Source organism: Winogradskyella aquimaris (assembly GCF_042676105.1).
Classification (GTDB): Bacteria; Bacteroidota; Bacteroidia; order Flavobacteriales; family Flavobacteriaceae; genus Winogradskyella; species Winogradskyella aquimaris.
Window position 1 is genome coordinate 96,098 of the sequence record NZ_JBHTJQ010000016.1, and the last position, 25,114, is coordinate 121,211.

Consider the following 25,114-nt stretch of genomic DNA (forward strand, 5'->3'; position numbering starts at 1 on the left):
GTTAATTATCAAATACTATAGGAAAGGAATGCTTTAAACCCTTAAACTCTTCTAAATCTGCACGCAGCGATCCTACAGCTAAATCTGCTTTAATTTTTAGTGGAATTTTGTTCTTGTCTGCACTGACCCACAAAGTTAAACTTTCTTCTTCTTTAAACACGCGACCAGCCATAACATATGGTCTAAACTTTAAAGATTTCACTTTTATACTAGAATCGTTGATATCTACTTTTATGGTTTCTTTTCCTAAATACCTTAATTTAAATCCATAATTTTCTTCGTCAAAAAACATATTGGTCTTAATTTCGTCACCGACTTCTAAAGTATTTATGTCTATACTGTTTCTTAAATAGTAATACATAGATACCATGTCCTGAACACCTTCTTCTGTGGCTATCGTTTTAATTTCCTTATGTTTTTTATTATTTACTATAGCCTTCTTTTCTTCGTGATTGAATTCAATTTCGATATCTTTTGTATGACCCCCTTCATCAATTTTTCTTATGAATTTATACGGAGCACCCGTATTTTTATCAAAATAACTTTCGTAACGATCTCTAACCCTGAAGAATGCATTAGCTAACCCTGTAGTTTTACCTTTACCTATCACGTGGAAGACTGGTTTACCATTAAGCCGCTTTTCATCTACTCTGAGAGAAGCCTCGCCAGCTTTAAACCAACCACTATAACTCATTCTAAACTTAAACCATTCGCCAGATTGAAACGCAGGTTCTTGCTCCGAAACAGGTGCTTTAATTCCGATTAAAAAAACTAATATGGTAAGTAGGTATTTCATATTCTTTGATTTGTAAATTTAAACAATGTAACTTAATTAAAATGTTACATTAATCTTAATAACAATTACTGTTCCAAATCTACTAAAACCTTGAAATACAGACAAAAAGATTAGACTAATTTAATTATTCATAGGTTGAGCACGCTATTTTTTTTAATGTTTTGGGGTGATAGTTTAAACAAACTATAAATACAATAAGTTTTAAGTGAACTTTTTGTGTAACGAACTAAAAGTTGGATTTATTTTAATAGCGCGTTTAGAAATAGTGATCTAAACGCGCTTTAATTTTATAGGGTCCCTCTTTTTTCTTGCTCTCTCTCTATGGATTCAAACAAGGCCTTAAAGTTACCCGCTCCAAATCCACGAGCTCCCATACGCTGAATAATTTCGAAAAACAACGTTGGTCTATCTTCTACTGGCTTAGTAAATATCTGTAATAAATAACCCTCTTCATCTGCATCTATCATAATACCAAGCCCTTTAAGTGTCTCGATATCTTCTCTTAACTCATGACTAAAGGTTTCCAATCGACCTGGAACAGCATTATAATATTCGTCTGGTGGGATAGACAGAAATTCCACTCCTCTTTTTCGCATAGCCGATACAGTTTTAATAATATCATCTGTTGCTACCGCTATGTGCTGAACACCAGAGCCTTCATAAAAATCCAGATATTCTTCAATTTGAGAACGTTTCTTTCCTTCAGCAGGTTCGTTTATTGGGAATTTTATTCTGCCGTTACCATTACTCATCACTTTACTCATAAGCGCTGAATATTCAGTATGAATTTGCTTATCATCAAAAGATAAAAAGTTTACGAATCCCATGACATCTTCGTACCACTTTACCCAGGTATTCATTTCCCCCCAACCTACATTTCCAACCATATGGTCTATATATTTAAGACCTACGGGTTCTGGGTTGTAATCTGAATCCCATTTTTCGAAACCAGGCATAAAAGTGCCTTTGTAGTTTTTACGCTCAACAAACATATGCACGGTTTCTCCGTAAGTATAAATCCCAGCTCTTACTACTTCACCAAATTCATCGGTTTCAACAGTGGGTTCCATATAGGACTTTGCACCACGACTCATAGTCTCTTCATAGGACTTACGTGCGTCTTCTACCCAAAGAGCGATGACTTTAACACCATCACCATGCTTTACTATATGATCGTTTATGGGATGTTTAGAATTTAAAGGCGTTGTAAGTATTAATCTTATCTTGTCTTGTTTTAATACATAAGATACGGTGTCTTTACTACCCGTTTCTAGACCTTTATAGGCAAACGATTGAAAGCCAAATGCCGTTTTGTAGAAATGTGCTGCTTGCTTAGCATTACCCACATAAAATTCCACATAATCCGTTCCTAAAAGCGGCAAAAAATCTTGTGCTCCTTCAAATATTTTCTCTAGTCCGTATTCTACGGAATTTATTTCTTTACTCATGTCTTTATGTTTTAATGATCCTGTTTCAAGAGGACTTACAATTTATTCCAACCAAGATTTATAATAATCTTCATCGGCTATTTTTAATGCTTCTTCAGTAACCTTTAATGGCTTAAACGTATCTACCATAACAGCCAACTCATCTGTTTTTACTTTGCCAATACTTCGCTCCATAGCACCAGGATGAGGACCATGAGGTATGCCTGCTGGGTGCAACGAAATATGGCCAGCTGCAATGTCATTTCTACTCATAAAATCACCATCTACATAGTATAAGACTTCATCACTATCTATATTGCTATGGTTATATGGTGCTGGTACAGCCAGCGGATGATAATCGTACAAACGCGGCACAAAACTACACACAACAAAAGCATCTGTTTCAAAGGTCTGGTGCACTGGTGGCGGTTGATGTATACGCCCAGTAATAGGCTCAAAGTCGTGAATTGAAAATGCATATGGATAATTGTATCCATCATAACCAACGACGTCAAAAGGATGTGAAGCGTATACCATTTCTATAATCTCATCTTGCTTTTTTATTTTTATAAGAAAATCGCCAGATTCGTTATAGGTTTCCAATTCTTGTGGCTGCCTTAGATCACGTTCACAAAATGGTGAGTGCTCTAATAACTGCCCAAACCAATTTCGATAGCGTTTTGGTGTGTAGATAGGTCTATATGATTCTACAATAAAAAGACGATTATCTTCTGTATCGAAGTCCATTTTATAAATGATACCTCTTGGCACCAATAAATAGTCTCCATATTTAAAATCTAGATTACCCAACATCGTACGCAACTTACCCGTGCCTTTATGCACAAAAATCAGCTCGTCTGCATCCGTATTTTTATAAAAATAATCTCTTGTTGACTCCTTGGGAGCGGCAAGTATAATATTACAATCGCTATTGGTTAAGACTACTTTTCTACTATCTAGATAATCGGTTTCTGGTTTTACTTTAAACCCATGAAAGCGGTACGACTGCATATTATTGGCCTTGGCAACCTTTGGCGCTACACTGTATTGTTTTCTAATTTCCTTTACTTGTGTTGGTCGCTGCTCATGGTAACTATTGGTTGACATACCATCGAACCCAATAGTACCAAATAGTTGCTCATAGTAAAAATCGCCATTAGGTTTTTTGAATTGAGTATGGCGCTTAGGTGGAATTTTTCCTAATTTATGATAAAATGGCATTTGTGTTTTGTTTAATTATTGATTTACTTATTCGTTGATTTGGTAAATTTCAACAACGATTAAAGGTACAAAATTTAAGAATGTCCTGCCTTAACAGGATAAACAAAAACACATACTTATTCTGGGTTCCTTTTAATTAGGAAGTGCAAATGAAGTTTTAGATTTTCCCAAAATGGTTTCATAATTCTACAAAGTTTATAAATTTTAATTTAAAACCAAAACCCAAGATTAAAAAACCAATAATCCTCGCCCGTTTCAGGTGAATACGTATACCTGGCTTCTAAAGGCCCCAGAAAGGTTTCTAAAGAATAGCCTAAAGCATAGCCTGAATAATCTGGTGACGTTAACCAGTTGCCTGTATCAAACAAACGATCTTCTACATTGGCATAATTTGCTGCTAATAGTATATGGTGTTTATTCAACCATTCGTAATCCAAAGTAAAACAAGCCTTCACAAAGCTATCGCCTGTAATATCTATAAAATCGTAACCGTAAAAACTATAAAAGTTATTTATGAAATTATTGGCATAGCCACCTAACGCAAACGCCAATGTATTGGTCGAATTATCACCTATTTTAAAGCCACCACTTGTTTCCGTCTTAAAGGCCAATCTTTTGCTAAAACTAAAGGCATAACCTATGTCGGCTTTGGCTATAGAAAAAGGTCTAAAGTCTGTATTAAAGTCTGAAGCACCAACATACCAATGAAAATCGCCACTGAAATAGACTCCCCGCTTTGGAAAAAAGGGATGACTGTAACTATCGTATTTCAATTTGCCGAACAAACTGATGTAATCTGTATTTTCAAATGTAAAATCGTCTTCCTGATTCTCCGAGAACAATGTTTCAGACGTAATTTTTAAGCGTTTATGCTCACCCCCTAATCGCAAAAAAAAGTCCTTTCTAAATAGGGTCTGCAAGTATATTTGATTAGTAAAATCTTGAAGCTTCGCATCCACTCTATTTAAATCCCCAAGTAAAGGTGAAATTTCACCCAAAACCAATTGTGGATTTATATTTTTATTGAACTGATTATAACTGGATTTTAGCCCAAGACTTATGTAAAACCCCTTGTCTATAAAATAATCAAAATTAAATCTGGAGTTGTCACCTAAAATAATATCCAATGCTGCCAAGTCATTATTAAACAACAATCGTTTTTTAGTAATGTTAGCTAATATCGCGCTTTTATAAAGGGCATCGTAGTGTATTCCTAGTTTTAAAAATGTAGTAGCTTCGGATTCTCTAATTTGTCCTTTTAACCTATATTGATTAATACTATCTGTAGGCGCTAATTGGTATCTAAACGTTTCAAAATTATTAGTAGCAATAAGATTATTTATTCGCCTTTTAAAATCCTCATAGCTCAACGTTTCATTGCCTCTTAGTTTTAGTTTTCCTAAGAGATAAGCTCTAGTGTATTTTTCATTACCATCAAGCGTTATGGACTTAATCTTTATACTGTCAACGATTTTTAAAAGCGGCCGATTCGTAGGAGTTGTCTGAGAATCTTTTATTGCATTTAAAGCCTCTAAGTTTTTTCTGGCAGCAACCTCACCATTTGCGATGATATCTTCACCTTCGTTGAAAGAAAGTACCGAAAAGTTTGCAATATCTGGTTTAATATAGATATCAGCCAAAGGCACCTTATCTTTCATGGCGTTAATAGTCCTAAAATTACTGATCTGTATCAATATTTCTGGTGCTGTTTTCAAGGATTCCCGATCTCTTAAATCATCTTGTACATCAACACCAATGATTATATCCATACCTTTAGACCTCAACTCTTCAATGGGAAAGTTATTAGTTACACCACCATCTATTAAAATTTTATCGCCTATCACTACAGGCTGGAAAATTGAAGGAAGTGCACCACTTGCGGTTACAGCTTCTGCCAATCTGCCTTTGTCCAATATGAGCGACTCTCCAGTCTCGATATTTGTAGCCACGCAAAAGAATGGGATTGGCAATTCTTCAAAATCTCTAACATCATTAACGGGAAGCATCAACTGGTATAAAAGATTATACACATTTTGCCCCCTTGATAATCCCGAGGGTAGATTAATTTTAAAATTTTCGAAGGGAAGTGTGACAGCATACTTTTCAGAATTCTCCCTTTCATAAAAGGATTTTGTTTTCCTCGGAAATTCATCATTAATCAGCTCCTCAAAATCTACAGTATTAAACAAATCCTCCAGTTGCTGACCCGAATAACCCGTTGCATAAAGAGACCCAATTATTGCCCCCATACTGGTACCAGCAATATAATCTATTTTAATGCCTAAACTATCTATTATTTTTAATGCACCTATGTGCGCAAACCCCTTAGCTCCACCACCACTTAACACCAAACCCACTTTCGGTTCTTTTGTCTCTTGAGCATTCATAAAACTCAAGCAAAAAAAGAGCAACATTATGAAAAATGTGCTTTTGGCGCCTTTAGAAAGAATATTATATTTTCTTATATATTTCAAACTATTCTTTATGATAATAATTATAAACTTTACTGGCTCGGGACAGGCCAACAACTGCTTCCAATTCATCTAACTTTGCATTTGCAATACGTTTTACGGTCTTAAATTGTTTCATTAAATCTATTATGGTCTGCTCTCCTACACCTGGTATATTTTGCAATTCGGTTTTTAGAGCACCTTTGCTCCTGCGGTTTCTGTGATGCTCTATCCCAAAACGATGAGCTTCATTTCTCAGCTGTTGTATAATTTTTAATGTCTCACTTTTTTTATCTAAATATAAGGGAATTGGATCATCTGGATAAAATAATTCTTCTAAACGTTTTGCTATTCCGATAATGGCAATTTTCCCTCTTAACTCCAATAATTCTAAACTTTTCAATGCTGAAGATAATTGACCTTTACCACCATCTATAATAATCAACTGAGGCAATGGTTCACCTTCCTCAAGTAAGCGTTTATAACGCCTATATACCACTTCTTCCATCGATGCAAAATCATCTGGCCCTTCCACGGTTTTGATATTAAAATGACGATAGTCTTTCTTGCTTGGTTTTCCGTTTTTAAATACCACACAGGCTGCTACGGGGTTTGTGCCTTGAATATTGGAATTGTCAAAACATTCTATATGCCTTGGTTCTTCTGACAGACGTAAATCAGCTTTCATCTGTGCCATAATTCTATTTGCATGCCTATCTGGATCAACGATTTTAATCTGTTTTAATTTATCCATACGGAAGTACATGGCATTGCGTTTGGACAATTCGACAATACTCTTTTTATCACCCAGTTTTGGCACTGATACTTTAATATCCGCTCCAATATTTACTTTAAACGGGACATAAATCTCTTTTGAATTTGAATTGAAACGCTGTCTTATTTCGGTAATGGCAATTTCTAAAAGCTCCTTGTCTGTTTCTTGTAATTTTTTCTTTATCTCTAAAGTATGTGATCTAATAATAGACCCATAGCTTAGTTGTAAAAAATTGATGTAAGCATAGGTTTCGTCACTCACAATAGAAAAAACATCAACATTACTTATTTTAGGATTGACAACAGTAGACTTAGATTGGTAGTTTTCTAATATCTCAAGCTTTTCCTTGATTTTTTGAGCATCCTCGAACTGCATCGCTTCAGCGTGTTTTTTCATTTGTACCCTAAACTGCTGTAGTGAGTCTTTAAAATTACCCTTTAAAATCTCTCTTATAGCGGCGATATTAGAATGGTATTCTTCCTCGGTTTCCTTTCCTTCGCATGCACCTTTACAATTACCTAAGTGATATTCTAAACATACCTTGTACTTTCCTGCATTAATTTTAGCTTCAGACAAATCGTAATTACAAGTTCGTAATTGGTACAATCCCTTTATTAATCCTAAAAGTGTTTTTACAGTTTTCATGCTAGTATATGGCCCAAAGTACTCAGACCCATCCTTGATTACCCGTCGTGTTGGAAACACTCTAGGGAAACGTTCGTTTTTAACACAAATCCAAGGGTAAGACTTATCATCCTTTAACATGACGTTATACTTGGGCTGATATTTTTTAATCAGATTATTCTCAAGCAATAGTGCATCACTTTCTGTTTCAACAACGATATGCTTTACGGATGCAATATTTTTAACCAAAACCCTAGTTTTTCCATAATCGTGGTGTTTGGTAAAATAACTGCTAACACGTTTCTTTAAATCCTTGGCTTTGCCAACGTAAATCAACTTATTATCTGTATCAAAATATTGATAGACTCCAGGTTGATTTGGCAAGGTTTTTATCTGAATGTCTAGCGGAGTTTCTGGCATATAACCAAAGGTAATGATATCGTAAAAAGTTTTATGTTTTTCATGAAACTTTATGACTATCTTGCGCCACTTTTTTAAAAAATAAATTAACTATGAAAAAAGTTTTGGGACGCGTTGATAAAATTGACTTCCCTGAATTACATCTCAATAATATTGATGTTAAGATAGATACAGGGGCATACACCTCTGCCATTCACTGTTCTAAAATTAGAGAGGAAGATGGCAAACTTTATTGTGTTTTTGAAAGCAAGGGGCATCCAAACTTTAATGGTAAAGCAGTAACTTTTGAAAATTATTCCCTTACTGATGTAAAGAGTAGTAATGGCTATAAAGAAAATAGATATAAAATTAAAACAACTACTATATTCTTTGGAAAAAGCTATAAGATTAACTTAACTTTAAGCACTAGAGACGATATGAAATTTCCGGTCTTGATTGGCCGCCAATTTCTAAGACAAAAATTTTTGGTCGATGTAGACCTAGAAAACCAATCTTTTAACCATACCTCAAATGAATATAGTCATTCTATCTCGTAACTCTCAGTTGTATTCCACGCGGCGTTTAATCGAGGAAGCTGAAAATAGAGGTCATGATGTGGAGGTTATAGACCCACTAAAATGTGATATTATCATTGAAAAGGAAAAACCTACCATTTATTATAAAGACAGATATTTAGATTATGTAGATGCCATTATTCCAAGAATTGGTGCTTCGGTTACCTTTTTTGGATGTGCCGTAGTGAGACAATTTGAAATGATGAATGTTTTCACCACAGTGTCATCTGACGCCATAATCCGATCTAGGGATAAATTACGCAGCTTTCAACGACTATCAAAAGCTGGTATTGGCATGCCTAAAACTGTTTTTACCAATTATTCGAGAGACGTTGAAGAGGTATTAAATCATGTTGGCGGGCCTCCTGTAATTATAAAATTATTAGAAGGTACACAGGGTTTGGGAGTGGTCTTAGCTGAATCCAAGAACGCAGCAGAATCGGTATTAGAAGCATTTAATGGATTACAAGCTAGAGCTCTTGTACAAGAATTTATTGCTGAGGCTAAAGGTGCAGATCTTAGAGCACTTATTGTTGACGGTCAAGTGGTTGGTGCGATGAAACGGCAAGGAAAAGATGGCGAGTTCCGTTCAAATTTGCATAGAGGCGGTAAAGCAAATCTTATTAAACTTAGTGAGGAGGAATTGAAACTAGCCATTAAAGCGGCTCGTGCATTAAAGTTGCCTGTTTGTGGTGTAGATATGCTACAATCTTCAAGAGGACCTCTTATTATGGAGGTTAACTCAACACCAGGACTAGAAGGTATAGAAGGTGCAACCCAAAAAAATATTGCTAGAGCCATTATTACTTTTATTGAGCGTAACCGTAGATAGATGAGTGAAAGAGAAGTTCTAAATATATTAGGAAAAAAAGTCGCGTTGGGAGAAAGTGCAAAAGTCAGTTTCAGTGTTGCGAAACTTCATACCCAAAACACGATTGAAGTCCCCGTGATTATAGAACGTTCTAAAAAACCAGGACCAATTGTTTTGATAACGGCTGGTATTCATGGTGATGAAGTCAATGGTGTTGAAGTCGTGCGTCAAATCATCTCTAAGGGTATAAATAAGCCAAAAAAGGGAACTATTATTTGTATCCCTGTAATCAATGTCTTTGGATTTATACACATGGATCGAGAATTTCCAGACGGTCGTGACCTTAACCGTGTGTTTCCTGGAAGTAAAAATGGTTCATTAGCCAGTAGAGTTGCCCATAAACTCATGACAGAAATTGTGCCTCATGCCGATTTGATTATAGATTTTCATACTGGAGGAGCGGATCGCTTTAATGCTGCTCAGATTCGTATTGTAAAAAATGATATTGTTCTAGATGAACTTGCACAGGTTTTTGGTGCGCCTATTATATATTACTCCAAAAATCTTAAAAAATCTTTTAGAAACTCTTGCTATAAACTTGGTATTCCAATGCTTTTATTTGAAGGAGGTAAATCCTTTCACATTGACAATACCGTTACAAATACAGGTGTTAATGGCGTGAAACGTGTGCTGCATCACTTGGGGATGTTAAATACGAAATTTAAAACTTCTAAACCTAAAAAAAGCTGCATCAAAATTACAGATAGCAAATGGATTAGGGCCAGTTATTCTGGTATGTTCAAAGCTACGATAAGTGTGAATACCCAAGTAAAAAAAGGAGATGTTTTAGGTCATATTACCGACCCCTATGGCAGTTTTAATCATTTTGTAAAAGCCCCAAACAACGGCTATATTTTCAATGTCAATGAATCACCAATTATCTATCAGGGGGATGCCATATTCCATATGTCTACAAGACTTAAACAATGACCAAATCAGAGATTAGGAAAAAATATAAAGCCTTTAGAAAATCACTTAGCTTCGACCAAGTTGACGATTTTAGCCTCTCCATTGCAAATCGGTTACTACAGCTAGATATCTGGGATAGTTCATGTTATCATATTTTCTTAAGTATTGAAGAACAGAAGGAAGTTAACACAGAATTTATCTTAAATATACTTGCGGGAAAAGACAAAAACATTGTTATCTCTAAAAGTAATTTTGACGATATATCCATGACGCATTATTTGCTCACTGATGGCACAAAAATTAAGAAAAACAATTATAACATACCTGAGCCAGTAGATGGTATAGAAATTAAGTCCTCTCAAATAGATGTGGTCTTTATTCCACTTTTAGCATTTGATAATTCAGGAAATCGAATAGGTTATGGCAAAGGGTTTTACGACCGATTTTTAAGTGAGTGCAAACCTGAAACTATTAAAATTGGATTGTCTTTTTTTGATGCTGAAGCTGAACATTTTGAAACTTCAGAAAACGACATTAAATTGGATTATTGCGTAACTCCAAATCAGATTTATCGGTTTTAATTTCTTCCTTAAAAGCCTTTTTATTAAAAACAATCAAAATCCCAATCCCTGTACTTATCGCAACATCAGCGACGTTAAACACAGGGTCAAAAAATGAAAAGTATTTACCACCAATAAACGGTAGCCATTCTGGTAAAACACCACTCCAAATTGGAAAATGCAACATATCTACCACATTACCATAAAATACACCTGCATAGCCACCCTCGTCAGGTAAAAAGGTAGCTACTTGCATATGGCTATCACTAAATAAAATGCCATAAAAAACGGAGTCTAAGATATTTCCTAATGCTCCTGCAAATATTATGGAAATAGCAAATATTAAGATCTTGGATTTTTGTTTTTTGATCACATCTACTAACCAAAATCCAATTGCTGTAACGGCTACAATTCTAAATAAGGTTAAAGTCAGTTTAGCGGTTTTATCAGATATAAAATCGAAAAAGTCACTTAGTTTTGTTCCCCAAGCCATGCCGTCATTTTCAATAAAATCAATTTTAAACCATGAAAACACTGTGATGCTATCATTAATTGCAAAATGAGTTTTAATGTAAATTTTGCTAATCTGATCGATTAGCAAAATGAAGATAATAATTATGGAAGCTTTCTTTAATGACATAATAAAAAAGCTTTGAAATACATTCCAAAGCTTTAGATTTTATTGATTTATAATTCTAAAACAGAATTTATTTTTGCATGTTTTTGGCTTCTATACTCAAGGTAGCATGAGGTACCAATTTTAAGCGCTCTCTGTTGATCAATTTTCCAGTAACACGACAAACACCATAGGTCTTATTTTCAATTCTAATCAAGGCATTTTTTAAATCACGAATAAACTTTTCCTGTCTTATAGCCAATGCAGAATTCGCTTCTTTACTCATGGTTTCACTACCCTCTTCAAACGCTTTAAAGGTTGGAGACGTATCGTCAGTTCCATTATTATGATCATTCATATAAGCACTTTTTATCAGTTCTAAATCGTGCTCAGCTTTATCAATTTTTTCTTGAATTAAAACTCTGAATTCTTCTAAGTCCTTGTCTGAATATCTGTTTTTTGTATCTGTTGCCATAATTGTTAATGTTTTTGAATGAACAATCTCGTATTTACTTCATCGAAAGCAATTTCTATACCATCCTTTACATTGTCCATTATTTGTAAGTCTTCGGTTAAGGTTTCTGATTTTATATACTCTTCATTTGAAGCAATTGCCGCTGCAACTTGTGCATCATTTTGTAACTGAACATCTATGCGATCAGTTACTTCAAAACCTGAATCTTTACGTAAATTTTGAATACGGTTTACGAGCTCACGTGCAATACCCTCTTTACGCAGATCTTCAGTAATTGTTACATCTAAGGCCACGGTTAATGTCCCTTCGTTCGCAACGAGCCATCCCTCAATATCTTGAGATGTAATTTCTACATCGTCAAGTCCCAAATTAATGCTTTTTCCGTTAATTACAACGTCTAAATTGCCATTTTGTTCTATTTTTTTAATGTCGTCTGGCGTAAAAGCACTTATAGTATTGGCAATCAACTTCATATCCTTACCAAATCGTGGTCCTAAGATCTTAAAATTTGGTTTTATTTGCTTCACCAATATATCAGACGCATCTTCTAAAAGCTCTATATCCTTAATATTTACCTCATGCTTTATTAAGCTTGAAACCGCTTCTATTTCTTCTTTCTGCTGCTGACTATCAACAGGTATCATGATTTTTTGTAGCGGCTGTCGTACTTTAATTTTTTCTTTTGCTCTTAGTGACAACACCAAAGAAGATATTGTCTGTGCATTTTCCATTTTACGCTCTAAAATCTTGTCTATAGCACTTTCATCTGCTTTTGGAAACTCTGCTAAATGCACACTTTCAAAACTTTCTTTTTTCGTTACTGAGTTCAAATCCAAATACAAACGATCCATAAAGAAAGGTGCAATTGGTGCACCGAGCTTTGCAATGGTTTCCATGCATGTATAAAGCGTTTGGTATGCCGAAATCTTATCTGTCTGGTAATCTCCTTTCCAGAAACGTCTTCTACTTAAGCGCACATACCAGTTACTTAGGTAATCTTGTGTAAAATCTGATATCGCTCTTGCAGCCTTTGTTGGCTCATATTCGGCATAATATTCATCTACCTTTTTTATTAAAGTATTTAATTCAGACAAAATCCAGCGGTCTAATTCTGGTCTTTCATGTAGAGGAATATCCGCTTCTTCATATTTAAAACCATCTAAATTGGTATATAAACTGAAGAAAGAATAGGTGTTATAGAGTGTTCCGAAGAACTTACGTTTTACCTCTTCTACACCTTCTATATCAAACTTTAAGTTATCCCAAGGATTGGCATTACTTATCATATACCAACGTGTCGCATCTGCTCCGTGATTAGCTAAGGTTTCAAACGGGTCTACCGCATTACCTAAACGTTTAGACATTTTTTGTCCGTTTTTATCTAGCACCAATCCGTTAGACACTACATTTTTATAGGCTACAGAATCGAAAACCATTGTTCCGATCGCATGTAGCGTATAGAACCATCCACGTGTTTGGTCAACACCTTCAGCAATGAAATCTGCTGGAAACGCTTCTTTCTTATCTATAAAATCTTTGTTTTCGAACGGATAATGCCATTGCGCATAAGGCATAGAACCAGAATCGAACCAAACATCAATTAAATCTGCTTCACGCTTCATAGGTTGGCCTAATGGTGACACTAAAACGATTTTATCGACGACGTTTTTATGCAGGTCTATTTTTTCATAGTTTTCTTCAGACATATTGCCAACTTCGAAGTCTGCAAAAATATCTTCAGACATTACTCCTGCTTCAACCGCTTTTGCTATTTCACTTTTTAATTCTTCAACAGAACCTATACATAGCTGTTCTTTACCGTCTTCTGTTCTCCAAATCGGTAATGGAATACCCCAAAAACGTGAACGTGATAAATTCCAATCATTAGCATTAGCCAACCAATTACCAAAGCGACCCTCACCAGTTGATTTAGGTTTCCAGTTAATGGTCGTATTTAACTCGTGCATTCTACCTTTAACGTCGGTAACTTTGATGAACCAAGAATCTAACGGATAGTATAAAATGGGTTTATCGGTTCTCCAACAATTTGGGTAGCTATGCTTATATTTTTCAACCTTAAAGGCTTTGTTTTCTATCTTTAATTTAATGGCAAGCTCAACATCAACAGATTTTTCTGGTGCTTCACCATCGTTATAATATTCATTCTTTACGTACTTGCCAGCAAACTCACCCATTTCTGGTCTAAATCGACCTTGTAAGTCAACTAAAGGCACCAAATTACCATTATCATCTTTTACCAATAGTGGCGGCACTTCTGGTTTAGCTTGTTTTGCTACCAAGGCATCATCCGCACCAAATGTAGGTGCAGTATGAACGATACCTGTACCATCTTCAGTTGTCACAAAATCCCCTGAAATGACTCTAAACGCATTTTCAGGACTGTCGTTTGGCAAGGCGTAATCTAACAATTGCTCGTAGCGAATACCTACTAAATCTTTTCCTTTGAATTCCTTAACAACGTAGAACGGAATCTTTTTATCTCCTTCTTTGAATTCTAGAAGATCTGGCTTGGTTTCAACTTGCTTGTATTTTCCGTCAAATTGTTTACCAACAAGACTCTTCGCCAATACAACATTCATTGGTTTAAATGTATATTGGTTGTAGGTTTCAACTAAAACATAATCAATCTTTGGTCCAACCGTTAAAGCTGTGTTACTCGGCAAGGTCCATGGTGTGGTCGTCCATGCTAAGAAATAGATATCACCTTCATTTTGAAGAAAGTTTGGCAAAGTTTCAGGTTTAGCTTTAAACTGCGCAACAACTGTAGTATCTGTAACGTCTTGGTAGGTTCCTGGTTGGTTAAGCTCGTGCGAACTTAAACCTGTACCTGCTTTTGGTGAATAGGGTTGGATGGTGTAACCTTTGTACAATAAATTTTTATCATAAATCTGCTTCAACAACCACCATACACTTTCCATATATTTGGATTTGTACGTAATGTATGGATCATCCATATCTACCCAGTAGCCCATCTTTTTAGTAAGGTCATTCCAAATATCTGTGTAGCGCATTACGGCTTTTTTACACGCTTCGTTGTATTCTTCAACTGTAATTTTTGTGCCTATATCTTCTTTGGTTATACCCAATTCTTTTTCAACCCCAAGCTCTACTGGTAAACCGTGTGTATCCCAACCTGCTTTTCGTTTAACCTGAAAACCTTTCATTGTTTTGTAGCGTGGAAAGATATCCTTTATAGCACGTGCCAATACATGATGCACACCTGGTAATCCATTGGCAGAAGGTGGGCCTTCAAAAAAGACATAAGGTGCTTTACCCTCACGTGTGGTAACACTTTTTTCGAAGATATTATTAGCTTCCCAATAGTTATTGATGTCTTCAGCAACTTTTGGTAAGTTAAGTCCTTTATATTCAGGGAACTTTGTACTCATTATTCGCATTTCTTTTCGAGCTGCGAAATTAAGGATTTTTTACTAAAAATCAGTCGAGTTTATTGAAAACAAAAGGCTATCCCATTGTCTAATGAAATAGCCTTTGTGATTTTTGTGTTTTGAATCCTAGTTTACAATAATCTTCTTGGTTAAGATAGAGTTGGTTTCTGTTATTACTCTTACAATGTAAATACCTGCAGTCATATGACTAAGGGTATATTGTACACGCTGATTTTCATTTTCAAAGATTTTATTCTCAACCATTTGACCAGAAACAGCATACATTTCGATATTACTAATCTTTACATTTTTTGGATTATTAATAATCATAGTATTTGAGCCATTGATAAAGTTAAGATTAAGACCTTGAAGTTCTAGGTCAGACTGAGATAAGGTTTGTGATTTAAAAAATATATTAAATCTATCTTCAAATGATCCAGACGCTGACGAAAACTGAAATATATCTCCACTTCTTAAGTCATACACACTTTCTGTATAGTTATCTTTTAACCTAATACTTTGATCTCCCATATTTTCCATAGAGGTCAATTGAATAGTAAAATCATAATTACCTGTACTTTGAAGTACAAGTGGCACCGATTTATCTTCGGTAATTGGTCCATAAGCCTGAGCATTCATAAGTTCACCATCTAAAACTAGGTTTAAATCGTCGGATAATACATTTAAATTTTTTGTATCAAAACCTTCATCAAAGCCGTCAGAGGTAATTGAACTAAAACTTAAACGAAGTTCTCTGGATATCTCTAATCCATCTAGGGTAATAAATTCTAATTTAAAGCCTTGCATTTCATCAGATGCTGAATTGTTGCTTGAAGAATTTTGTGCAATTGAAACGCTTGTATAACAAATTAATACAAGCATGAAAAGCCAAATGTTTTTTTGATTAAGTAGTTTTGTTTTCATAGTATAAGGTTTAGTGTTTTGTTTAAGTCCTAATAACTATGTACTACAATAAAATCTTTAAGTCAAATGGATTGTAATCCGAGGGAAAGTATCGTAAATGTCTGATTTACAATTACAATAGTAGCATCAAGAAAACTACCTACCATTCTTATTCGATAAAGTGCTAAGAAAGTCGTTGAACTATTAAATTTTAATGGTAAAGGCTAAAAATACCGATTAACAACCCCTCATTTTCAGGCAGTTAAACCAAGAAATGCACCAAATCCTCGATTTTTGAAATACGCTGAACTTTGATTGAAGTATTTTTTAAGGATATTTTATTGTACTTAGACACAAAAATAGTGGAAAAGCCTAATTTTTCTGCTTCAAGAATACGCTGCTCTACACGCTGTACTGGTCTTATTTCACCTGACAAGCCAACTTCTGCAGCAAAACAGTAATCATTTGGCAAAGCCACATCCTCATTTGAGGATAAAATAGCCGCTACTACAGCTAAGTCTATTGCAGGATCATCAACAGTGATTCCGCCAGTAATATTTAAAAACACGTCTTTAGCACCTAGCCTAAAACCCGCACGTTTTTCTAAAACCGCCAGGAGCATATTTAGTCGTTTGGCATTAAAGCCAGTAGCAGAACGTTGTGGTGTGCCATAAACTGCTGTGCTCACTAAAGCCTGAACTTCAATCATCAGTGGCCTCAAACCTTCTAAGGTGGCGGCAATGGCATTACCGGAAAGTTCTCCGTCCTTTTCAGAAATTAAAATTTCTGAAGGATTGGTAACTTCTCTCAAGCCAGAACCTTGCATTTCGTATATACCAAGCTCGTTGGTTGAACCAAAACGGTTCTTGTGCGCTCTTATGATTCTAAATACATGATTACGATCTCCTTCAAACTGTAAAACCGTGTCTACCATATGCTCTAAAATCTTAGGTCCTGCAATCTGCCCATCTTTGGTTATATGTCCTATTAAAAGCACTGGTGTCGCTGTTTCCTTAGCAAACTTTATAAGCTCTGTAGTACATTCCTTTATTTGAGAAATGCTACCTGCCGAAGATTCTATATAATCACTGTGAAGTGTTTGAATGGAATCTACAACCACCAAATCAGGTTCTAATTCTTCAATTTGCTTGAAGATATTCTGTGTTTTAGTTTCGGTAAGAATATAGCAATTGTTATTACTAGGGTTTATACGTTCGGCACGCATTTTAATCTGCTTTTGGCTTTCTTCACCTGATACGTATAGTGTTTTGTATGGCAAACTTAAAGCAATCTGAAGTAGTAACGTACTTTTACCAATACCTGGCTCACCACCTAAAAGAGTTAAAGACCCTTGTACCATACCACCTCCAAGTACACGGTTAAATTCAGCATCATGCATATCTAACCTAGCTTCTTGGGCTGTATCGATCTCGTTTATTCTTAAAGGCTTTGAAACTCGCTTTGAGGATGGAGCATTAGATTTCCAGTCACTTTTTTCGGGCTTTTGAATGACCTCTTCCGCAATGGTATTCCACTGTCTGCAAGAGGTACACTGACCTTGCCATTTGGCAAATTGGGCACCGCAATTCTGACAAAAAAAAGTTGTTTTTACTTTAGCCATTAACTTCTAAAACCAAAATATTCAAGGTAATAATTAGAACGGCTAAATTAAGATAATTTTAATTGATGTCCTTAAACCAATTTACAATCGCTAAAAGTTTTACGATGTGCAGTTTTGAAAACCTTTGCGTTGAGAAAAAGGACTTAGCCTTTTTAAACAAGTCTTCAAAAAAATAATCCGTCGAAAGGTTTCTTTTAGTTTTCTTCATTGTCCTCCTCTTCTTCTTGTTCGTCAGTATCTGCTATTGTAAGCTCATCTATTTTAGAAAATATAAAATCTCTATCTATATGGCTAACATCATTTAATGTGAGCGCAGACTCATAAAGCTTTTTTGCCTTTTTGGTCTTACCAATCTTCTCTGAATATTGTGCTAAATAATAGGTACCTAGCAAGGATTCTGGATTAAGTTTTTTGGCCAATTTTCCTATTTTTTCCAATGATTCCAAATCGTTACGTTGTTCGGCCACTTTAACAACTTTTTCAAACTCTTGTTCGGTGATCGGTTTTTTTATTCCAAATAAATTTTCAATCCTATCATATCTATCTACCAGATATTCATCTAATGTACCTTCATAAGGCAATACTTTTTCCTCAAGTTCCTTTTCGCGAAGCGGTTTATACAACTCAAAAATCTTATCAAAAGATCTTGCAATAGCACTATTTACTAAGGTGTAATGATTATCGTTTTCAAAATCATCAAAATAATAGGTTAAATTCTGATTGTTGACTTGAGAAATTTGAGAGTCTGCATTTAATACAGCCTGTCTAATGTATGGCAAATCCTTGTCTGATGTCGCCATGTAATAGAAAATATCGTCTTTGAAAAACTCTAAACGCTTTCCTAAATAATCCCTAACTGTACCCGATAAATCAGGGCTAATACATACATAGGCATTAAACAATGGGTCTTCTTTAAACAAATACGAATTAATAAAATTCCCCATTAAATCGTGTCCAACAGCAACTCTAAATTTACTTGTGTTATATCTATTGTCTAAATAAGGTAGGAGTTCTTCTGCTACAAAATTGTGAAAACGCAACCCGGACTCTTTTGGAAGCCCTGTCACCTCATCACAATAGCCGTCGTAACGTCTTTCACTTCCTTGTACTACGCCTACAACAATTGAGCTTGGCATGTCGTCAAAATAGGTTTGAAAATCTACCTGACCTGCAATGGGCTCAAACAGATAGTCCCCATCAAATACAATAATCAAAGGGTATTTCACTTCTGAAGATGGATCGTAATCCTTTGGAAGTTTAATCTTTAGTTTTCGGACTGCATTTAATTTTGATGATTTTATTTCATCATAACTAATTTGAGCAAAAAGCGGTATACAAAAGAGGCACACCAAAACTATTAGGGTAGCTTTTCTCATTATAAGTAGGTTTGACTTAGGATTATCAAACATACTAAAATATCGTCAAGTTGTGAATTTTTTTCGATGAAATGCACTTAGTCATCCAATGCATCTTGGACTTCGTACATTTTTTCTAGCATCATTTCCTTATCAATATATTGTGATGGCTCTAACAACAAACCAGATTTATAACGGAGTAAAGCTTTTCTTAGATTTCCATCTCTTTCGTAGTACATACCCATATAGTAAGCACCTAACATAGATTTCGGGAATTCTTTATTGACCAATTTAGCAAGCTTTTCCAAACCTTCTAAATCGTCTCTTTTTTTGCAAGCTGCAGCAATAGCTCTAATATCATTTTCCGTCAATTGTTTTTCAAAACCATAGAAATACTCAATGTTTTCATACTTTTTAATAAGGTAGTCATAAGGTGAGCCTTCATAGGTTAGTATTTTTTCATTATACTCTTTACCGTTTATAGGTTTGTATAAGGTGAATATCTCATTTAATGCTTTAGGAATACCTCTACCAACAAGTGAATAATGATTAGCATCGTCAAAATTATCAAACTTATAATGCAGCTTGTCATTCTGAATGGTCTTTAACTTAGCATCACACTCTAAAATATCATTTCTTAAAGCCTTAATATCAGCATCTGCGGTAGCCATATAATAAAATGTTTCCTGTTCTAAGATAGATAGTCTTTCTTGTAATCTATTTATCATTTCTGGCGCCAGATCGGGACTCAAACTTATGTAAGCCCTAAACAATGGCTTATCTTTAAACAAATAATAATTCATAAAGTTCGCCCCTAAATCATGCCCAATAATGACTTTAAAATTTGAGACATTGTAACTTTCTTCAATATATGGTATTAACTCACTGCTGAGAAATTCATAAAAGTTAGCACCACCTTCTGATGGGAAATAGGTGGTGTCATCATACATAAAATCATCTTCTCTGGTTTTATCTTGCTTAACACCAACCACAATACAATCTGGTATATCTTCCCAGTAGGCTTGGTAATCTATATTGCCAGCAACAGGTTCAAACAAATAATCACCATCTAAAGTAATGACCAAGGGATATGCTCTTTCTGAGTCAGGATCGTAGTTCCTTGGTAATTGAATCTTTAATTCTCTTGTACCGTCTAACTTATAAGAATCTATTGTTTTGTATATAGCTTGCGCATGGCTAGTAGCTAATAAGCAAAATAAAAGCACAGAGGCAGAAATTGTCTTCATTTTGGTGACTGTCTTTAAAGTTAAAGCAAGGTAAAAAATAATTCTAAATACTTACCCGCTTTCTATTGTAGATTGGCAGATAGACTAAAGAAAAACCACCAAGAATAATAATTACCAAAGTTTGTGTAGACCACATAATCCAACCAAAAGCCCTGCTTGGATCTTCGGTAATATTAAATAATGCAAAAGCTATCACTATGGCTTCTGGGAATGAGCCAATTCCACCATTGGTAGCTGCAATACTAAAACTTGCCAAAATAAATCCAATTAAAACAGCAGCCAAGGGTATTTGGTCCAACTCTGATAATGCAAATGTTGTTATATAAAACATACTTAAATACATTACCCAAATAAAGACGGTATGAAAAATAAAAGCCCACTTTTTCTTCATCTTAAAGATACTAAGAGCTCCTTCTACCAATCCACCAATAAATTCTTTGATTTTTAAGGCAATTTTAGAACCACTTCTAACAATAAATACATAGAGTAAAATAGCCAGTAGTAGCAGTATTAAGACTCCCATTATGATTGTTGAAAGGTTGAACTTGGTAATAAAAAAATTGAATATGAATTCAAACTCTAATGCAAAGGCAAAACCTATAATGATTAAAAGCATAAGCGTATCTGCCACTCGCTCGGCAACTATAGTACCAAAACCTTTTTCAAAAGGTATGTTCTCGTAATTAGTTAAAATGGATGCTCTAGCCAATTCACCAGCTCTTGGTATAGTAAAGTTGATCAAATACGCAGCATAAACCGCCATGAAGCTATTTGCAAACTTAGGTTTATAACCTAAAGGCTCTACCATAAACAACCACCGATAAGCCCTTGAAACATGACTTAAAATGCCAAAAGCAACACCAAGAATTACCCAAAAATAATCAGCATCTTTAAAATACTGAACTAATTTTGAAATCGAAATTTGAGAAATTGAGTAACAAACCAAAATCACACCTAAGAGTAAGGGTATCAAAACTTTTAGGATGGACTTGGAATTGTTCAAACAATATTATTTTAGGAGATTGGTGGCCTCATCTGGAAAAACCAATGATGGCTTAAAAACTTTAGCCTCTTCAATATCCATGAAAGCGTATGTGATTAAAATTAAAATATCACCAACAGCTACTTTACGAGCAGCGGCACCATTTAAAGTAATTTCACCACTATTTCGAGGCCCTGGAATACAATAAGTCTCTAGTCGCTCGCCATTATTATTGTTAACAATCTGGACTTTTTCTCCTTGTATAATATTAGCTGCTTCCATTAAATCCTCATCAATAGTTATACTACCAATGTAGTTTAGGTCAGCTCCTGTACATTTTACGCGATGAATCTTAGATTTTACAACTTGAATTTGCATGAGGCAAAGATAATTAATTTAAGGCGATATTATCTATTAGTCTTATATCACCTGCATAAACAGCAATAAATGCTCGATATGTCTTTTTTGTTGATTTTCGTTTTACTGGCTTTAAGGTTTCTATATCCGCAATAATAAAATATTCCAACTCCAATAGTGGTTGTTTACTAAATTGCGTTTTAACCCATTCCATCACTTGTTTAGCACTTTTTGTGCCAAACTTGGTTTTGGCAGATTTTAATGTTTTGTATAAAAATGGAGCTGCCTTTCTATGCGCCTTTGTTAACCTAATATTTCTGGAGCTCATCGCCAATCCATCCTTCTCCCTGTGAATTGGACAACCAATAACCTCTACAGGTATTTGATGCAATTCAACAAGCTTCTTAATAATTTGTAATTGTTGATAGTCCTTCTCTCCAAAGTACGCTTTATTGGGCTTTACAATTTCAAACAAGCGCTTAACTATAGTTCCTACACCATTAAAATGCCCTTCCCTAAAAGCGCCTTCCATTTCATTTTCAAGACCATCAAACTTAAAAGTATGAGATTGTACCGTATTACCATAAATATCTTCTATAGTTGGGGCATATACTATGATTTTATTATGGTCTAAACTTTTTAACAACTCTACATCGGCCTCCAATGTTCTAGGGTATTTTTCTAAATCTTGCTTGTTATCAAACTGTGTGGGATTTACAAAAATACTCACTACAATGATATCATTTTCAATTAATCCTTTCTCAACGAGGGATAGATGGCCATCATGGAGCGCACCCATGGTTGGCACAAAACCGACTGTAGAGTTTGCAGCCTTGATGCGATCCAAGTGTTGCGATAATTCAGATTTATTATGAAATATTTCCACCCTATTAACTAAAAAATTAACGGGTGCAAACATAATATTTTACTGGCAATCTGCACAAATTTTTGTAATTTTGCATGTTTTTTACTATTAATTTACAAAAGCAGAAGATTTATGAAAGATAAACGAATATTGTATGTGTCCTCGGAAGTTGTTCCATATTTACCAGAAACCGAAATTTCTTCAATGTCCTTTGAAGCTCCTAGAATGGTAAACAAACAGGGAGGGCAAATACGAATATTTATGCCTCGCTTTGGTAATATTAATGAGAGAAGACACCAGCTGCATGAAGTCATTAGACTATCGGGAATCAACCTTGTCATCAACGATCTAGATATGCCTCTTATCATAAAGGTTGCTTCAATTCCCAAAGAGCGCATACAAGTTTATTTCATAGATAACGAAGAATATTTCAAAAGAAAAGCAACCTTAACCGATGAGGATGGAACGCTCTTTCCAGACAACGATGAACGTGCTATATTCTTTGCAAAAGGAGTTATCGAAACAGTTAAAAAGTTGAATTGGGCACCTGATATTATTCATGTTAATGGTTGGTTGGCCTCTTTACTTCCACTCTATCTTAAGGAATTTTATAAAACAGAACCATTATTTACTGAGAGTAAAATTGTAACATCCGTATACAATCAAAGCTTTGACGGGACGTTAGATAAAGGAATGAAAGATAAAGTTAAGTTCGATGGCCTTGAAGACGATGCGATTAAATCACTGGAGAAACCTGATTATATCAATCTTATGAAAGTAGCTATTGACAATTCCGACGCGATAATAAGAGGGTCTCAAGAATTGCCAAAGGAATTAGAGAACTATATTAACAAACTGGAAAAACCTGTATTGGATTTCTATTCTATTGAAGAGTTTGCAGATCCATACACTGAATTTTATAAAGAAACTGTACTAAACAGTTAAAAAGCTTATGAAGAAGAACAAATTTGCCCTAAATATTTTTATAGTTATTTTGGTTGTGTCAAGTTTTATGGCATGCGATAGTGACTTTAACAATTTAGAATCCGATGTCTTAAACAGTGATGTTGCTACCAACTTTGAAATTTTAAACGATACCTATGATATCATAACATACAATAATACCCTAGGCCCTGTGCAAACCAATAATGGAACTGGATTGAGTACTTTAGGTATTTACGATGATGTTTACGGAAGAGTAAAGTCAGACTTTGTTGCGCAACTTACACTATCAAGTTATGATCCCGATTTTGGCGATATCGTCGAAGTAGATTCTGTTGTTTTAAATTTACCTTTTTTTTCTGCAATATCCGATATTGACGAAGAGGGCAATCTCAGCTACATAACGGATTCTATTTATGGAAATTCTCCTATGAAACTGAGAATTTTTGAAAGCAATTATTTTATAAGAGATTTTGATCCTAACTCCGAGTTTAGTGATTCACAACCTTATTTTTCCAACAAATCAGCCTCAACATCTGAGATGATTTCCGATGCAAGCTTAGAAGCCCAAGAATTGACTATTTTACCAAATCCAAACCCGAGTGAAGACAAGCATATTACCTTAGATGCAAATGGAAATATTACAATTAGTGATAATGGCTTTGTTTTAACACAAACTGAAATTGAAGGTGAAGATGAAAATACTGTGGTTACTAGGCAAATCCCAGGCATCCGATTAAAGCTGGACCCCACTTTTTGGCAAAGTAAGATACTAGACCAAGAGGGCAGTGCCGTATTAAGTAATGAAAATAGTTTTTTGGAATATTTCAGGGGCCTCTATTTCAAAGTCGAACCTTTTGAAGATCAAGGCAGTTATTTAATTTTAAGCACAAGTGCCACCGCTGCCAGTATTACAATTTACTATAAAAGGTTAACAGAATCCGAATTAGATGATGAAGACACGACTGAACCTGCATCATTTGCAATGCGTTTTGCTGGAGATCGGATTAATTTTTTTGAAAACGATTTTAATCTTAATATTCCAAACGGAAATCCTGCAACAGGAGATAGTCGTTTATATTTAAAGGGTGGTGAAGGTGCAATTGCTAAACTTAAATTATTTAATGGAGAAGACACAGATGATGACGATGATTCCATGAACACCTTTGAAAGTTGGAAAAACGATTTTGTAGAAACGGATGCTGATGGCAATTTTGTTAAAATTAGACGCCTAGTCAACGAAGCGAATTTGGTGTTTTATGTAGACAACGATGTTCTTAGTCAACTGGATGCCGAAAAAGAACCTCACCGCCTGTATGTGTATAACATAGATGATAAAAGACCGTTGGAAGATTATTTTGTGGACGCTGCTAATAATAGTTTACCTTCGGTATCAAGAATAAATCATCTTGGTGCTTTGCAACGAGTTGATGATGAGCCAACTGGTGATGGTATTAAATACAAATTTAGAATTACTGAGCATATCAATAATTTACTGTTGAGGGATTCAACAAATGTTGAGCTTGGACTTGCAGTTTCCCTAAACGTTAATTTAGAAGGGCAACTTATACAAGCTCAAGTACAATCCGAAGATGACTTAGTGAGTTCACCTGTAAGTTCGATATTGACACCAAAAGGCACTGTATTACATGGAAATAATACTGAAGATGAAACTAAAAAAGTGTACTTAGAAATATATTACACTGAACCAAATGACTAAATAAATTAACCTAA

The 25,114-nt window shown here is 34.9% G+C and carries 21 protein-coding genes; 6 read left to right on the plus strand and 15 right to left on the minus strand.

What is annotated here, in order from left to right:
* Position 1: 1 nt before the first annotated feature.
* The 5 genes from ACFQ1K_RS10385 to uvrC all read right to left on the minus strand — a co-directional run bounded on the left by ACFQ1K_RS10385 (position 2) and on the right by uvrC (position 7,713).
* The gene (locus ACFQ1K_RS10385) at positions 2 to 796 is read right to left on the minus strand and encodes a DUF3108 domain-containing protein (protein ID WP_320554674.1); all 795 of its coding nucleotides are present in this window, start codon (positions 794 to 796) and stop codon (positions 2 to 4) included.
* Between the two features lie 287 nt (positions 797 to 1,083).
* Positions 1,084 to 2,244 carry a 4-hydroxyphenylpyruvate dioxygenase gene (gene hppD, locus ACFQ1K_RS10390; protein WP_320554675.1) on the minus strand — a complete coding sequence of 387 codons (1,161 nt, stop codon included), beginning with the start codon at positions 2,242 to 2,244 and terminating at the stop codon, positions 1,084 to 1,086.
* 42 nt (positions 2,245 to 2,286) lie between these two features.
* Entirely contained in the window at positions 2,287 to 3,444 is a 1,158-nt protein-coding gene (locus ACFQ1K_RS10395) for a homogentisate 1,2-dioxygenase (protein ID WP_320554676.1), read from the minus strand.
* Between the two features lie 209 nt (positions 3,445 to 3,653).
* Positions 3,654 to 5,831 (minus strand): patatin-like phospholipase family protein, encoded by a 2,178-nt coding sequence (locus tag ACFQ1K_RS10400; protein ID WP_320554677.1) that lies wholly within the window; start codon positions 5,829 to 5,831, stop codon positions 3,654 to 3,656.
* An 88-nt stretch (positions 5,832 to 5,919) separates the two neighbouring features.
* On the minus strand, positions 5,920 to 7,713 hold the full coding sequence (uvrC, locus tag ACFQ1K_RS10405; protein WP_320554678.1) for an excinuclease ABC subunit UvrC: 1,794 nt from the start codon (positions 7,711 to 7,713) through the stop codon (positions 5,920 to 5,922).
* Between the two features lie 92 nt (positions 7,714 to 7,805).
* Here uvrC and ACFQ1K_RS10410 point away from each other — a divergent pair, with 92 nt between their 5' ends.
* From ACFQ1K_RS10410 to ACFQ1K_RS10425, 4 genes are read left to right on the plus strand one after another with little or no spacing between them, the layout of a single operon-like run.
* Positions 7,806 to 8,249 carry an ATP-dependent zinc protease family protein gene (locus ACFQ1K_RS10410; RefSeq protein WP_320554679.1) on the plus strand — a complete coding sequence of 148 codons (444 nt, stop codon included), beginning with the start codon at positions 7,806 to 7,808 and terminating at the stop codon, positions 8,247 to 8,249.
* The gene (gene rimK / locus ACFQ1K_RS10415; RefSeq protein ID WP_320554680.1) at positions 8,224 to 9,099 is read left to right on the plus strand and encodes a 30S ribosomal protein S6--L-glutamate ligase; all 876 of its coding nucleotides are present in this window, start codon (positions 8,224 to 8,226) and stop codon (positions 9,097 to 9,099) included. Before ACFQ1K_RS10410 ends, rimK begins: the two co-directional genes overlap by 26 nt.
* A complete protein-coding gene (locus tag ACFQ1K_RS10420; protein ID WP_320554681.1) occupies positions 9,100 to 10,068 on the plus strand; it encodes a succinylglutamate desuccinylase/aspartoacylase family protein in 969 nt (322 codons plus the stop codon). It abuts the gene before it with no gap.
* Positions 10,065 to 10,628, plus strand: a complete 564-nt coding sequence (locus tag ACFQ1K_RS10425) for a 5-formyltetrahydrofolate cyclo-ligase (RefSeq protein ID WP_320554682.1) — start codon at positions 10,065 to 10,067, stop codon at positions 10,626 to 10,628. Before ACFQ1K_RS10420 ends, ACFQ1K_RS10425 begins: the two co-directional genes overlap by 4 nt.
* Here the strand turns inward: ACFQ1K_RS10425 and ACFQ1K_RS10430 are convergent.
* From ACFQ1K_RS10430 to panC, 10 genes are all read right to left on the minus strand, one after another.
* On the minus strand, positions 10,582 to 11,247 hold the full coding sequence (locus ACFQ1K_RS10430; RefSeq protein ID WP_320554683.1) for a lipoprotein signal peptidase: 666 nt from the start codon (positions 11,245 to 11,247) through the stop codon (positions 10,582 to 10,584). The genes ACFQ1K_RS10425 and ACFQ1K_RS10430 overlap by 47 nt on opposite strands.
* A 67-nt stretch (positions 11,248 to 11,314) precedes the next feature.
* Complete coding sequence (locus tag ACFQ1K_RS10435; RefSeq protein WP_320554684.1) at positions 11,315 to 11,698, minus strand: TraR/DksA family transcriptional regulator; 384 nt, start codon at positions 11,696 to 11,698, stop codon at positions 11,315 to 11,317.
* 5 nt (positions 11,699 to 11,703) lie between these two features.
* Complete coding sequence (gene ileS, locus ACFQ1K_RS10440; protein ID WP_320554685.1) at positions 11,704 to 15,108, minus strand: isoleucine--tRNA ligase; 3,405 nt, start codon at positions 15,106 to 15,108, stop codon at positions 11,704 to 11,706.
* A gap of 126 nt (positions 15,109 to 15,234) precedes the next feature.
* The gene (locus ACFQ1K_RS10445; protein ID WP_320554686.1) at positions 15,235 to 16,032 is read right to left on the minus strand and encodes a T9SS type A sorting domain-containing protein; all 798 of its coding nucleotides are present in this window, start codon (positions 16,030 to 16,032) and stop codon (positions 15,235 to 15,237) included.
* Positions 16,033 to 16,273: 241 nt separating this feature from the next.
* Complete coding sequence (gene radA / locus ACFQ1K_RS10450; RefSeq protein WP_320554687.1) at positions 16,274 to 17,632, minus strand: DNA repair protein RadA; 1,359 nt, start codon at positions 17,630 to 17,632, stop codon at positions 16,274 to 16,276.
* A gap of 194 nt (positions 17,633 to 17,826) precedes the next feature.
* Positions 17,827 to 19,008 carry an alpha/beta hydrolase gene (locus ACFQ1K_RS10455; protein WP_320554688.1) on the minus strand — a complete coding sequence of 394 codons (1,182 nt, stop codon included), beginning with the start codon at positions 19,006 to 19,008 and terminating at the stop codon, positions 17,827 to 17,829.
* A gap of 77 nt (positions 19,009 to 19,085) precedes the next feature.
* Positions 19,086 to 20,234 carry an alpha/beta hydrolase gene (locus ACFQ1K_RS10460; RefSeq protein WP_320554689.1) on the minus strand — a complete coding sequence of 383 codons (1,149 nt, stop codon included), beginning with the start codon at positions 20,232 to 20,234 and terminating at the stop codon, positions 19,086 to 19,088.
* A gap of 43 nt (positions 20,235 to 20,277) precedes the next feature.
* The gene (locus ACFQ1K_RS10465) at positions 20,278 to 21,237 is read right to left on the minus strand and encodes a lysylphosphatidylglycerol synthase transmembrane domain-containing protein (protein ID WP_320554690.1); all 960 of its coding nucleotides are present in this window, start codon (positions 21,235 to 21,237) and stop codon (positions 20,278 to 20,280) included.
* Between the two features lie 6 nt (positions 21,238 to 21,243).
* A complete protein-coding gene (gene panD, locus ACFQ1K_RS10470; protein WP_320554691.1) occupies positions 21,244 to 21,594 on the minus strand; it encodes an aspartate 1-decarboxylase in 351 nt (116 codons plus the stop codon).
* Between the two features lie 13 nt (positions 21,595 to 21,607).
* The gene (gene panC / locus ACFQ1K_RS10475) at positions 21,608 to 22,459 is read right to left on the minus strand and encodes a pantoate--beta-alanine ligase (protein ID WP_320554692.1); all 852 of its coding nucleotides are present in this window, start codon (positions 22,457 to 22,459) and stop codon (positions 21,608 to 21,610) included.
* A 111-nt stretch (positions 22,460 to 22,570) separates the two neighbouring features.
* On the opposite strand from panC, the gene ACFQ1K_RS10480 reads away from it, so the two are divergent.
* Complete coding sequence (locus tag ACFQ1K_RS10480) at positions 22,571 to 23,383, plus strand: glycogen/starch synthase (RefSeq protein ID WP_320554693.1); 813 nt, start codon at positions 22,571 to 22,573, stop codon at positions 23,381 to 23,383.
* Between the two features lie 7 nt (positions 23,384 to 23,390).
* Positions 23,391 to 25,100, plus strand: coding sequence for a DUF4270 domain-containing protein (locus ACFQ1K_RS10485; protein WP_320554694.1), 1,710 nt, complete (start codon positions 23,391 to 23,393; stop codon positions 25,098 to 25,100).
* Positions 25,101 to 25,114: the final 14 nt, after the last annotated feature.